The 13,037-nt window shown below is 34.5% G+C and carries 9 protein-coding genes; 4 read left to right on the top strand and 5 right to left on the bottom strand.

What is annotated here, in order from left to right; all coding sequences use genetic code 11:
• Positions 1-176 precede the first annotated feature (176 nt).
• Positions 177-740, bottom strand: a complete 564-nt coding sequence (locus JAZ75_RS22610; protein ID WP_132771982.1) for a Crp/Fnr family transcriptional regulator — start codon at positions 738-740, stop codon at positions 177-179.
• A gap of 294 nt (positions 741-1,034) precedes the next feature.
• On the opposite strand from JAZ75_RS22610, the gene asnB reads away from it, so the two are divergent.
• A complete protein-coding gene (asnB, locus tag JAZ75_RS22605) occupies positions 1,035-2,723 on the top strand; it encodes an asparagine synthase B (RefSeq protein WP_208698687.1) in 1,689 nt (562 codons plus the stop codon).
• A 58-nt stretch (positions 2,724-2,781) separates the two neighbouring features.
• Here the strand turns inward: asnB and murI are convergent, their stop codons facing one another.
• Both murI and JAZ75_RS22595 read right to left on the bottom strand, forming a co-directional pair.
• Complete coding sequence (murI, locus tag JAZ75_RS22600) at positions 2,782-3,612, bottom strand: glutamate racemase (RefSeq protein WP_132771981.1); 831 nt, start codon at positions 3,610-3,612, stop codon at positions 2,782-2,784.
• 52 nt (positions 3,613-3,664) lie between these two features.
• A complete protein-coding gene (locus tag JAZ75_RS22595) occupies positions 3,665-5,089 on the bottom strand; it encodes a glycoside hydrolase family 125 protein (protein WP_132771980.1) in 1,425 nt (474 codons plus the stop codon).
• A gap of 199 nt (positions 5,090-5,288) precedes the next feature.
• Between JAZ75_RS22595 and JAZ75_RS22590 the strand changes: the two genes are divergently transcribed.
• Together JAZ75_RS22590 and aroQ are read left to right on the top strand one after the other, a co-directional pair.
• Positions 5,289-6,935, top strand: coding sequence for a gliding motility protein RemB (locus tag JAZ75_RS22590; RefSeq protein WP_132771979.1), 1,647 nt, complete (start codon positions 5,289-5,291; stop codon positions 6,933-6,935).
• A 56-nt stretch (positions 6,936-6,991) separates the two neighbouring features.
• Entirely contained in the window at positions 6,992-7,414 is a 423-nt protein-coding gene (gene aroQ / locus JAZ75_RS22585) for a type II 3-dehydroquinate dehydratase (protein ID WP_021189767.1), read from the top strand.
• Between the two features lie 75 nt (positions 7,415-7,489).
• On the opposite strand, the gene JAZ75_RS22580 is transcribed toward aroQ, so the two are convergent.
• Entirely contained in the window at positions 7,490-9,664 is a 2,175-nt protein-coding gene (locus tag JAZ75_RS22580) for a S9 family peptidase (RefSeq protein ID WP_208698686.1), read from the bottom strand.
• A 268-nt stretch (positions 9,665-9,932) separates the two neighbouring features.
• Here JAZ75_RS22580 and JAZ75_RS22575 point away from each other — a divergent pair, with 268 nt between their 5' ends.
• Complete coding sequence (locus JAZ75_RS22575) at positions 9,933-12,131, top strand: FUSC family membrane protein (protein WP_208698684.1); 2,199 nt, start codon at positions 9,933-9,935, stop codon at positions 12,129-12,131.
• 60 nt (positions 12,132-12,191) lie between these two features.
• On the opposite strand, the gene JAZ75_RS22570 is transcribed toward JAZ75_RS22575, so the two are convergent.
• Positions 12,192-12,746: a ferritin gene (locus tag JAZ75_RS22570; RefSeq protein WP_021189770.1), complete on the bottom strand. Its 555-nt coding sequence runs from the start codon at positions 12,744-12,746 to the stop codon at positions 12,192-12,194.
• Positions 12,747-13,037 lie beyond the last annotated feature (291 nt).

Genomic DNA, 13,037 nt, shown 5'->3' with positions numbered 1-13,037 from the left:
TAAATTGGTAAAAAATATTTTTATTATTTAAGTTTTGTTTCTATTCATAAACCAGAATATAAAAGAACTGTTTTAAAGTCTTGACGATCTGTTGCTTTATTTATCTTACTCAAAAGTAAAGTAAACCCTAATCAATCGACTTCGCATAGGACAAGTAATTTTACTGCTCGGATAAATTATATTTCTTTTCGGATTCGACTTAACGATGTGTCTGTTATGCCTAGGTATGAAGCTATATATTTTAAAGCTGCTTGCTTAATTATTTGGGGTTTGGTACTGATTAAATTATGATAGCGTTCGGTAGCAGAAAGTGAAACCATATCTATAAAACGTTTTTTGTTAATGTGTAAAGCATAGGTCATCCATGATCGTCCCCATTCATTAAAAGCTGGAATGGTATGATACAAAGATTGAAAGGTATTAAAATCAATTTTCCAAACGCTACAGTCAGTTAAACATTGAAGATTTTCGGGAGAAGGAAATTGAAGAAAAAGTGAAGTGACTTCGATAACTACATCATGATCACCAAAGAAATCAGTTGTAATTTCATTTCCATTATAATCATGAATAAATGACCTTATGAGGCCACTTTCCAAAATATAGTATTCATGTGCCTTTTCGTCTTTGCGGAGTAAAAAATCATTTTTAGAAAAATGAAGAAGCTCATGTCCGGTCATTATTTTATTTAGGTCACTTTGTTTAATTGCTAGATTTTCATAATGATGAAGTAAAGCTTTCATAATGGGTGATTTATATTTTTTTTCTAGTATGAATTTATGCAAAAAATGCCAAATCTGGTTAGAAAATGAAACAAGTATATTTAGTAATGCATGTTTTATTGTTGATTATTAGAGGGTTCTTTATTTTTTATTTGGTACTGATTGAGTCATTTTAATGTATAAATGGTAAAGAACTTAGTTGTTTAATGTTAAATTTTTAATAAAATTTAAAAAACATTATGAATTTAATTATTTATTTCTTTAATTTGTGTCAATAATTCAATCAAAAGAAAGAAACAATAAAAAAACAATAATATGTGTGGTATCATCGGAGCATTTGATTTAAAGGAATCTGTCACATTAATCAGACCTCAAGTTTTAGAAATGTCTAAGCGTATACGTCATCGTGGACCAGATTGGTCAGGTATTTATAGTTCAGATCTGGCTATACTTGCGCATGAGCGACTAGCTATTGTAGATCCAAAATCGGGTAGTCAACCTTTATATAGTCCAGACGGGCAAGTTGTCTTAGCTGTTAATGGCGAAATTTACAATCATCAGGAATTGCGCGATAGTCTGCCAAATTATGATTTTGCTACACAATCTGACTCTGAGGTTGTACTCGCTTTATATTTAGAGAAAGGACCTCAATTTATAGAAGATTTAAACGGAATTTTTGGTTTTGCTCTTTATGACGCTCGCAATGATTCATTTTTTGTCGCTCGTGACCATATGGGTATTATACCTTTATACTATGGTACGGATGATAAGGGACAATTTTTTGTTGCTTCGGAATTGAAGTCCTTAGAAGGATTTTGCACTACTATGGATCAATTTCCTCCGGGACATTATATTTATAGCATTGAAAGTAAAGAGCCTAAGCGTTGGTATTCAAGACAATGGGAATCATATGAAGCAGTTAAGGATGCTGAAACAGATATAGCTAAATTGCGTGAAGCTTTAGAAGCTGCTGTTCACCGTCAATTGATGTCTGATGTCCCTTATGGTGTCTTATTATCCGGAGGTTTAGATTCATCAGTAATTGCTGCTGTAACAAAAAAATTTGCTTCCAAACGTATAGAATCTGGTGATGAAGAAGAGGCGTGGTATCCACAATTGCATTCTTTTGCTGTTGGATTAAAAGGTGCTCCAGATTTAATTGCTGCACAAAAAGCTGCAGACCATATTGGCACTATCCATCACGAGATTAACTTTACTATTCAGGAAGGGCTCGATGCTATCCGCGATGTTATTTACCATTTAGAAACTTATGATGTTACTACGATAAGAGCTTCTACACCGATGTATTTATTATCACGTGTGATCAAATCTATGGGGATAAAAATGGTTCTTTCAGGAGAAGGTTCTGATGAGTTATTTGGAGGATATTTGTACTTTCATAAAGCACCGAATGCTAAAGAATTTCACGAAGAGACAGTTCGTAAATTGAAGAAATTGTATTTATATGACTGTTTGCGTGCTAATAAATCTTTAGCGGCATGGGGTGTGGAGGGACGTGTTCCATTTTTAGATAAGGAATTCATGGATGTTGCCATGACGATCAACCCAAAGGATAAAATGATTAAGGATGGTAAAATGGAAAAGTGGGTGTTACGTAAAGCATTTGAAGATTATTTACCAGAAAGTATTGCCTGGAGACAAAAAGAGCAATTTTCTGATGGTGTAGGTTATAGTTGGATCGATACTTTAAAAGAACAGGCTGAAAGTAAAGTAAGTGATGCCGTATTTGCAGGTGCGGCGGAAAGATTTCCTATCAATCCTCCTAAAAATAAGGAAGAGTTTTTATACCGTACGATCTTTGAATCACATTTCCCTTCAGAAGCGGCTGCTAAAACAGTGCCCTCTGTTAAGTCTGTTGCTTGCAGTACTCCTGAAGCTTTATTATGGGATGCATCATTTCAAAACTTAAATGATCCTTCGGGCAGAGCTGTTGCTGCGGTTCATAATGATAGTTATGTTAAAAAAGAGGTATTGGCTGATTAAGATCTAAATTACATCGATAAAATGGAAAGGCCTCATCTTTTAGTAGATGAGGCCTTTTTTATGTGACTTTAATGTGTGTAGCTTTAATTTTTTGACCGAAAAATATTTCTGCTTTTGATTCAAAATCAAGTGGATCATCGGTTGTATAAAATTGCATGCTTCCATTTTTAGAACTTTTGTATTCAATATCATGGTGCAGGTCCAAATATTTTTCTAAGCTTTTAGCGACGAGTGGTCCCTGTGAAATGATATTGATATGGCTGGGTACAAATTGCTTAATCACGGGTAGTAATAAGGGATAATGTGTACAGGCCAATATGATGGTATCAATATCAGGCGATTGTTTTAAAAGTTTCTCAATATCTTTTTCAACGAAATATTTTGCTCCTTCTGTATTGATTTCATTATTTTCAACTAAAGGTACCCAAAAAGGACAATCGTGTTGAAATACTTTTATTTCGGGATAAAATTTGTTGATTTCAATTTTGTAGGATTCCGATTTCACTGTCCCTGTTGTTGCTAGTATGCCCACCTGATTTGTTTTTGTGAATTCTTTTACAATTTCAGTTGTTGGACGAATGACACCCAGTACTTTTTTTCCAGGTGGAAGGTCATTTTGTTGGATTGAACGTAATGCTTTGGCAGAGGCTGTGTTACAAGCTAGAATAACAAGATTACATCCTAAATCAAATAACTTAAATACACATTGTTTTGTAAATTCATAGACGGTTTCGAATGAACGGGTTCCATAAGGAATGCGAGCATTATCGCCCAGGTAGATGTAATCGTATTGAGGCAATTGTTTTTTGATCTCTTTAAATACGGATAAACCACCATATCCAGAATCAAATATCCCTATTGGACCAATTTGTTTTTTTTCTTGCTCCATAAAAAAGTGCTATAAGTATTACCTTATAGCACTTTTATTACTATAGGGTAAACTATATTTGTTTAAGCAAAGATGGTTTTTCTTTATAAATTTTCCATATTAATTCTCCAAATAAAGTATTTTGCCATGCAAACCATTTTCTGGTAAAGTTTTTTGGATCGTCTTTATGAAAGGATTCGTGCATAAAACCTGTATCTCCATGTGTAGCAATCAACATTTTAACACATTCGATTACCTCTTTATCATTATTTGATGTAAAGGCACGCATCATGATAGACATTGGCCAAATGAAATCGCGACCAATATGTGGTCCACCGATACCTTCTCCAGCAGTACCTTTAAAGAAAAACGGATTGTTTTCTGATAGGATATATTGACGTGTACGTTGATATACGGGGTCTTCTACTTTTACAGCATCCAAATATGGTAATGAAAGTAAACTTGGAACGTTTGCATCATCCATCATTAAGAATGAGCCGAAGCCATCAACTTCAAAAGCATATACTTTTCCAAATTGTGGGTGATCTATTATTCCATGTTTTTGAACAGCTGCTTCCACTTCATTGGCTAGTGCTTCCATTTTAGTTGCTAAAGTATTGTTATTTTTGACTTTTCTTAAGATTTCTGCAGATTGTCTAAGGCTGACTACTGCAAAAAGATTAGAAGGAATCAAGAAAGAAAAAACAGTTGAATCATCTGAAGGTCTAAAGCTGGAGCAAATCAAACCAACAGGTTTAACGGGATATCCATAACCATCAACCTGCAGGGTGTCTGATCCTCTTGGCGTGGTACGCATAAATTTATATGGACCTAGATTTTCTTTACGTTGTTGCTCAATAAATGTCTGATAGATTTTTTCCTGTGCAGCTTCCCATTCTTCATTAAAAGGGCCTGCATCATTTGTTTCTTTCCAGTAGTGATAGGCGAGTCTGATGGGGTAACATAGCGAATCGATTTCCCATTTACGTTCGTGAATCCCTGGTTTCATGTCTGTATGGTCACTGAACCATTCACCTTTTTTTGTAGGATCATTGTAGAATGCATTAGCATAAGGATCTATGTTGATGCATTTACTCTGTTTATGTATTAATCCAGAAATCAGATTTTTCAAACTTTTATCATCTTTCATAAATGCGAGGTATGGCCATACCTGAGCGCTACTATCTCTTAACCACATCGCATCAATATCACCCGTAATTACATAGGTATAATTGCGATTATTTTCAACATATGGGAATACTGTTGTGTCTAAGGTATTTGGAAGACAGTTGCCAAATAACCAAGCCAATTCTTTATTACTTGTTGCTTTACCAAATGTTACAATTGCATTTTCAATAGCTTTACTTGAAAATAGACGTTTATCTGCAGGAATACGCACTGTTGGGAATGAAGTCTGATTCGAAGCAAAAGATACTTTGCTTGCAAATAATCCAGCACCCAATACGGCTGAATTTTGAATGAATGTTCTGCGTTTCATTGTTAAATTTCAAAAAGGTTATTTATTATCATACTGGTTTTCTCTGTATTGCAAGGTAATAAAAAATCGTTAAAATGGAAAGCAAATACGTTTTAGCATGTTTTTTTTGTAAATAGTAATCTTTATAAGTTTAAAAAAGCGTTATTTTGTTTTTTAGGAATAGATTTTGCTGTCCTATTTTACTGTATAAAAAAATCTCATGAAAGAAAAAGTGTCATTAAAATTTTTAGCATTTGCTGGAGTGCTTGCACTTGGTATGCTAAATCAGAACGAATTAAGCGCACAAATTAAAAATCAACCCTATTCCTATCAACTTTCTCAAAAAATGAACGATGTACTGTATTCGCCACATACGCGTTTACATACATCATCTAAACCATTTCTATTTACCGATGAATTATTGGCGAAGTTTGATTCTATAAAAACGAATCAGCCGGTAGCTTCGGATAATTGGTTTATGCGTAAGATATTTAATGAACATCTTATTGAGGTAGAGAAAGATGATTATACTTTTTATGCTGATTTATTGCCCGATATGATAATTGGGAAGGATATGATGGGAGATAAACGTCGTACTTGGATGAACTCTAGAGGTTTTCAAGCGGGAGTCACAGTGGGAGATAAATTTACATTTTACACCAGTGCAACGGAAAATCAGGCCGTTTTTCCAGAATATTTGTCGGATTATATCGATGATAGAAAAGTTATACCAGGAGAGGGGAATACAAAACATCAGTCTAATAATAAGAAAGACTGGATGAATGCAACTGCTAGTTTAACTTATGATTTTAGTAAGCATTTTCAGGCTACTGTAGCTTATGATAAGAATTTTATCGGTGATGGATACCGTTCGCTTTTATTGTCGGATTTTTCTTCTAATTATACACATTTAAAATTTACAGGTACGATTGGTAATGTTCAGTATACTTCAGTCTGGGCGTATATGAATGATCCAACCAATAAACGTTCTAATGCCTTAGGTGAGACTGAGCGATATGGTGACGGTAAGAAGTGGGGTGTTTTTCAGTATGTGGATTACAATGCTACGAATAGATTTTCGATTGGATTTTTCCAGGCCATCACCTGGGCAAATCGTGATGCCGCAGGTACTCGAGGTTTTGACTTTACTTATATTAACCCCGTGATGTTTTTACGTCCGGTCGAATCTAATAATTCAACATCTCCGGATAAGATGTTTTTAGGTTTGAATACAAAGTATAAAGTTCTTAAGAACATAACAGCTTATGGCCAGTTCCTATTAGGTGAATTTACGGCAAAGGAGTTTTTTGCGGGTAAAGGTTATGTGCATAATAAATGGGGAGCTCAGTTTGGTGTAAGGGGATATGACATATTTGATGTAAAAAACTTAAACTTTTTAGTTGAATACAACACAGCCAGACCTTATACCTATGCCCACTTTGATTCTGGTTCAAACTACAGTAATAATGCTGAGCCATTGGCGCATCCTTTGGGAGCTAATTTTAGAGAGGTTGTTGGTATTGCTAACTATGCATGGAAAAGATTTGATTTTTCTGCGCAGCTGAATTATAATGAAAAGGGGTTAGATCTTGAGGATGGTTCAAATATGGGAGGTGATATTTTTCAGTCTTACCGTACTTTTGCTAACATGTATGGTAATCATATTGGGCAAGGGATAAAAAGTCAAGTCGTTTATGCAGATGCTAAAGCTGCTTATGTTCTGAATCCTAAGTATAATCTTAGATTCGAATTAGGTTATTCGCAACGTTATCAAAAGATACAATATGAGACCCCGCTAACGCATAAATCGGGTGTATTTAGTATTGGTCTTCGTTCAAGTTTTAGATCATTATATAGTGATTTTTAGTCTGTAAATTGTTTAAAAGAAACCGAGCTTGGTTGCTCAAGAAGCTATTTATTTTAATGAAAAACATATTAATTCTCAATGGACCTAATCTTAATTTATTAGGAGTCAGAGAAAAATCAATTTATGGAGCACAAGATTTTGATAGTTATTTTTCAACTTTAAAAAATAACTATGAATCTGTTGAGTTGAGTTATTTTCAAAGTAATACTGAAGGATTTATTATAGATAAATTGCATGAGGTAGGTTTTGAATACGACGGTATTGTACTCAATGCAGGGGCTTATACGCATACTTCTGTTGCAATTGCTGATGCTATTGCGGCTATTAATACTCCGGTTGTAGAGGTCCATATTTCAAATGTTCATACACGGGAGGAATTTAGGCATCATTCGTATTTGTCAAAGAATTGTGTAGGAGTCATTTGTGGCTTTGGTTTAGATAGCTATCGATTAGGAGTTGAAGCACTTCTTGCCCGCTAGTATTGATATTATATAATAAAAAATCCCCTTGAGCGATCAAGGGGATTTTTTATTGTTTTTAATTATTCAAATCATTTATTTCTTTAAATGCAGGTCAAAGTATCTGGCAATTTTTTCATACATATGAATGCGATCTTTCCCAGAAACATTATGTTCATGAGTAGGGTATAGGAAATAATCAACCTGTTTTCCTGCTTTGATACATGCTTCTACAAACTCCATACTGTGCTGTTGTACCACTACAGGGTCTTGAGCTCCGTGAATGATTAATAAGTCGCCCTTCAGCTGATCTGCTTTATCGATTAGTGTAGTCAATTTATAGCCTTCTGGATTTTCTTGAGGCATATCCATATAACGTTCTCCGTACATGACTTCATAGTATTTCCAATCCATTACTGGACCACCTGCTACTGCTGCTTTAAAGATGTCGTTATGGTGTATCATAAATGATGTTGTCATAAATCCACCGAAACTCCAGCCGAATATACCCATCTTGTTTTGATCAACAAACGATTTGGATTTCAAAAACTCGATACCTTTCATTTGATCAGCCATCTCTGCTTGTCCTAATTGACGGTGTGTTGCTGTTGCAAATGCTCTTCCACGAGCGTCTGTTCCTCTATTGTCCATTGTGAATACAATGTAACCTTGTTGCGCCATGTACATATCAAAATAACCCGCACCGCCTAACCATTTATTGGTTACTAATTGTGAATGAGATCCTCCATAAAGGTAATACATCACGGGATATTTTTTATTTGTGTCAAAATCACTTGGATAAATGATACGGCCAGTTAAAGGTGTTGCTCCATCTGCAGATGTCAACGTGATAAATTCTATTTTAGGAGGATTGATCTTTCCTAAAAACGGATTTGTTGATTCCACTATCTTTTCTGTTTTACCGGATTTTGTAGCTTTTATCTGAACAATATTTGGAGTTGTCAGATTACTGAATTGGTCTAAAATATAAGAGCCATCACTGTTTAATTTGGCATTGTGTGTTCCTGTACCCTGTGTTAATTGTATTGTTTTACCGGTTTTAAGGTCTACTGAAAATAGCTGACGATCTAAGCCATCATTAGTGACACCTGTATAATAAATTAAATCTCCTTTTGGCGAAAAGTCGCCTAGCTGCTGTACAATAAGATTTTGATGTCCTAATTTTTTGATCAATTTACCATCAGTATTATACAGGTAAAGTTGATTGAAACCTTCTCTGTCTGATTGATATAGAAATTGTTTTGGGTTATTTGGTAAAAACAATAAATCATTTTGAGGTTCTACCCATGTCGAAGCTGTTTCTTCAAATAATGTTTTGATTAGACGACCATCTTGTGCATTATATTGGTTAAGTTTTAGATGATTTTGTTCACGATTTAATACCCCAACATAAACTGATTGTCCAGAAGGATCCCATGTTACCGCTGTTAAAAACTGTTCTTTTGGTTCTCCCGTCGCAAGGGTAATTTTTTGTTTTGTTTTCGTATCATAAATGACCAAGGTAACTTCTTCACTTTTCATACCCGCCATCGGGTAGCGAATATCTTTGACTGAAGCTACACGCGTGTCCCATTGGATAAGCGGGTACTTAGTAACCATCGTCTCGTCTTTGCGGTAGTACAATAATTTGTCATTTTGCGGGTTCCACCACATACCTTTTTTGATACCAAATTCTTGTCTATGCGTATAGTCACTTCCACTAAGAATACCGTCTACTGTATCTGCAGTAACAACAGTTAATTGCCCAGTATTGTCTTTAATTTGTATATTATTACCAATTAAAAAAGCTACTTTACTGTAATCTTTTGTATATTCTTGATTTGTTGCCTCCAACTTTGTTTCCAACAGATGAACTATTTCTTTATTCTTTACGTTAACAGCGATATGATAATGAGCTTGTTTCGTATAGAGTATAAAGCTGATCGTATTTGCATCCTCCCATTTATAATCACTAGGAAAGATCTGCAAATTAATCTGCTCATTCGGAATTCTTGTTTTTAAAGCATTTTGTAAGTCATTTTTGCTCAGTATTATTTCCTCAGACCCTGTGTTCGTAGCACTTTTCTGAACTAAATTTTGATATCCCTTATCCAAATAACTAATGTTATTGCTGTTGGGTATCCAATTGCTGCTAATAAGGGCAGTCGGGGCATATGTACGAGGTCCAAAGACTGTTTCTTCTATATTCAAGTTGCGCTGACCATAAGCCATTGAACTTGCTAATAACAAAAGTAGCGTGAGTTTTTTCATGCATTTAAAGATTTTTAGTGCCTAAAATTATTGTTTTCTTTTGACTATTTCTCATTTGTGTTACTAAAGAAGGTCTTTTTTTTAAAATAAAATATTGATTTTTGATGTAAAACAATATTTTATGAATGTTTTATGGTTATATGTGAACTTTATAGGAGATGAAAATTTCTTTTTGTAGTATTTAATTTGGTACTTTTGCAAAAGTTAAATGATTAGCATATGCATAGTCTTTTATCGATATATTTCCACATTAATAATATAACCTACATTGCGTGATCATTTAGAAATAGTATGGCAAAAGGCACGGTTCTTTATCAATAGTCAACCGTTTCATGAAGGATTAAAAATTACGGTGGCAGTGCTAATTCCGGTTGTAATATTTGCTTGTTTCGGCCATTTGCACAATGGTGTAACCTTAGGAATAGGTAGCATTATTGCAAGTACTCCAGATCTGGTTGGTCCTTACCGGGAACGCCGTCAGTCCTTGTTTATCAATGTTGCTGTTATTTTCGCAATGAGTATGCTTACGCGTATACTTCCTTTTTCAGATGTGTTCCTTGGTTTGTTTATTGCTTTTTTCTCTTTTGCAGCTTGCATGCTCAGTGTTTTTGGTATCAGAGCTATGGGAATCGGAGCTTCTTGTTTATTGGCTCTATTTTTTAGTTTGACATTGACACATGAAAGCAGTCATCCTATAACAGAGGCTTTATTGATGACTGGAGGTGCAGTCTGGTATATGATTTTTGTGTTAGCAGTACGCTACATGAGACCTTATCGGGTCAGTCAACAGGTTCTGGCGGAGTGTGCCTATAAGATCGGTACTTTATTGCGTATCAAAGCTTGCTTCTTTGATGTTCATACTGCGATTGCAAAGACTCATAAACGTGTTATTCAGATCAATGTAATATTGAATCAACGACAGGAAAATGTACGTGAAGTTTTATTTTCTGCGGCTACTGAGAAGCAATTTGCAAGTTACCAATATAAACAGCTTACTTTTATTTTCGCGACCTTGATGGAACTGTTTGAAAGAATAAATGCTTCTCATCATGATTATTATCAGATTCGTGAAAAATATGGACATACAAAGGTTTATCAGGTCATACCTGAATTGTTAATTAGCTGTGCTCAAGAATTGGAGCGACTGACGACTCCAATCAGTTTATTGAAGCCACCGAAGACAGCTATTCAATTTACAGGACAGTGGGATAAAGCCTATGCTGAGGTTATCGCTTTAGAGAGCCGAGAGCAAGGAACGACAATCGTATTGAAGAAAATCCTTGTTAATATCCGTTATGTCATGCAGAAAATAAGAGAGGTTCATCGTATTTTATCTAAATCTGAGGAAGTTCATGATCACTCTGAGTTACTTGCACACAAAGAACGTTTCTTTAAACAAAGAACCTTTTCGTGGCCAGCATTACAGGCACATTTAAATTTAAAGTCACCAATTTTTAGACACTCACTTCGTGTCGCTATTGTTATGTTGGTTGCTTTTGTTATTACTAAAACACTTCCTGTTTTTTTTCCAGAATACATTGCTTTGACAAAACATAGTTTTTGGATTTATATTACCATAATTGTTATTCTGCGTCCTGGTTTCAGTTTAAGCAAACAACGAAGTATTGATCGATTGAAAGGATCATTTCTGGGGGGCATGTTGGGATTATCAAGTATTTTCTTGATTACAAATATTTATGTACTCCTAGGTCTCATGTTAGTTTATATGCTATTGACTTTTACTTTTTTAAGAAGTAAATATGTTTATGGTTCATTTTTTCTAACTGCCTTTTTTCTAATTGCTTATTATTTCTTTACAGGAGTAGATGATTTTGGCGTTCTTTTATTGAAGGAACGTCTATTGGATACTGTAATTGGCTGTGTGCTTTCATTTTTATCTTTTCATTTCATATTTCCTACTTGGGAAAGTGATTCAGTAAAGACGTATTTGAAAAATGTGATACAGGCGAATGTACATTTCTTATCTGTTAGTTTTCGTAAGTTATCGGGTGATAAAGTCGATATTGCGGATTATAAATTGGCTAGGAAAGAAATTTATCTCAGTTTAGCGGAATTGAATGCACTAAATGAACGTATATTGAATGAACCTATATTTCAACGCCCGTTCACAAAGGAATTAAATGACTTTTCTATTTTTACGCATCAATTGATTTCCTATGCTATGGCCTTTACAAATATGCTGGACCATAGTTCCGGTTTAGCCTTTCATGAGGAGCATGAACGGCTGATGAACAAGATTCTTTCGAAATTAAAAAAGACCTATACTTTGTTTGCCACTGATTCATTAGAAATTCTTGCCTTGAAAACAGCTGTTTCAAAAGTGCATATAAGTGATCAGAGTGACGAGCTATTAATTACAGAGCAATTAGAATTAATGGATGGTCTTGTGGATAAATTGTCTCATAATTCTTTAGATATTTCCTTACTGGCTAAGCGGTCGCTATAGGTAATTTCAGAAAAATAAAAAGGTAGCTTTTGATTTAAGCTACCTTTTTTTATATGTATTTTATGCCAGCGGGTTTACTTGATCTGCAACTGGAAACTCTTGCCCAGTATTTCCGATTAGTTTGTTGAGTTCAAATCGGGCATTATCTGTCATATCTTCACCTCCAGCCAATTTAGCTTTGTCTAATAAGTCTAAGGCAAGTTTCTCTTCTTCACGTTGTTCATTAACAAGCCATTGAAGGAAATTCCATGTTGCCCAATCACCTTCTTGCATACTTAAATTTACTATTTTATAGATAGATTCTGTATTTTCTATTTCTTGTTGCAGTACCATTTCAAAGCATTCTAGAATGTTTTTAGGTTCTGGTTCTGGTTTCTTTATTGCATCAATTTTTACAGATCCACCTCTTTCTTGAATATATTCTATTATTTTGGCCATATGTACGCGCTCTTCTTGGGAATGCTTCATAAGAAACGAATTGACACCATCTAACATATTCTGATCAGCCCAACAAGCTAACATTAAATATACTTGAGCAGAATATGCTTCTAATGTAATTTGATCATTCAAAGCTTTACTAAGAGTCTGTGATAATCTATTGGTTGTTATTGCCATTTTTTTGCGATTTATGCACCACGAATTCGTATAGGTTTATTCGGGTGTTTGTTAAAAAATTGTATACCTGTGTCACATATGTTAATGTGTACTTTATTAGAATCAACAGCCAGGAGACGAAAATGTTTGCAGATATTCTTTTTAGGGATGAGTAAAATGAGCCAATTCTTTTTATTATATATAGTTGAAAATGGGTTATTCGGTGATTTTTGTGATGTTGTTTCTATTGATCACCTTGTTTATCTTCAGATTAGAACTGTGTATATATTATATCTTAGTTGTCTATATTAT

Source organism: Sphingobacterium sp. UDSM-2020 (genome assembly GCF_016132525.1).
GTDB classification, from domain to species: domain Bacteria; phylum Bacteroidota; class Bacteroidia; order Sphingobacteriales; family Sphingobacteriaceae; genus Sphingobacterium; species Sphingobacterium anhuiense.
Note: the sequence above shows the minus strand (reverse complement) of the source record. Positions and strands in the feature narration are given on the sequence as shown.

Excerpts from the sequence above, each read along its gene's own strand:
- JAZ75_RS22610 (WP_132771982.1), bottom strand. The coding sequence starts at position 740 with ATGAAAGCTTTACTTCATCATTATGAAAATCTAGCAATTAAACAAAGT.
- asnB (WP_208698687.1), top strand. The coding sequence starts at position 1,035 with ATGTGTGGTATCATCGGAGCATTTGATTTAAAGGAATCTGTCACATTA.
- murI (WP_132771981.1), bottom strand. The coding sequence starts at position 3,612 with ATGGAGCAAGAAAAAAAACAAATTGGTCCAATAGGGATATTTGATTCT.
- JAZ75_RS22595 (WP_132771980.1), bottom strand. The coding sequence starts at position 5,089 with ATGAAACGCAGAACATTCATTCAAAATTCAGCCGTATTGGGTGCTGGA.
- JAZ75_RS22590 (WP_132771979.1), top strand. The coding sequence starts at position 5,289 with ATGAAAGAAAAAGTGTCATTAAAATTTTTAGCATTTGCTGGAGTGCTT.
- aroQ (WP_021189767.1), top strand. The coding sequence starts at position 6,992 with ATGAAAAACATATTAATTCTCAATGGACCTAATCTTAATTTATTAGGA.
- JAZ75_RS22580 (WP_208698686.1), bottom strand. The coding sequence starts at position 9,664 with ATGAAAAAACTCACGCTACTTTTGTTATTAGCAAGTTCAATGGCTTAT.
- JAZ75_RS22570 (WP_021189770.1), bottom strand. The coding sequence starts at position 12,746 with ATGGCAATAACAACCAATAGATTATCACAGACTCTTAGTAAAGCTTTG.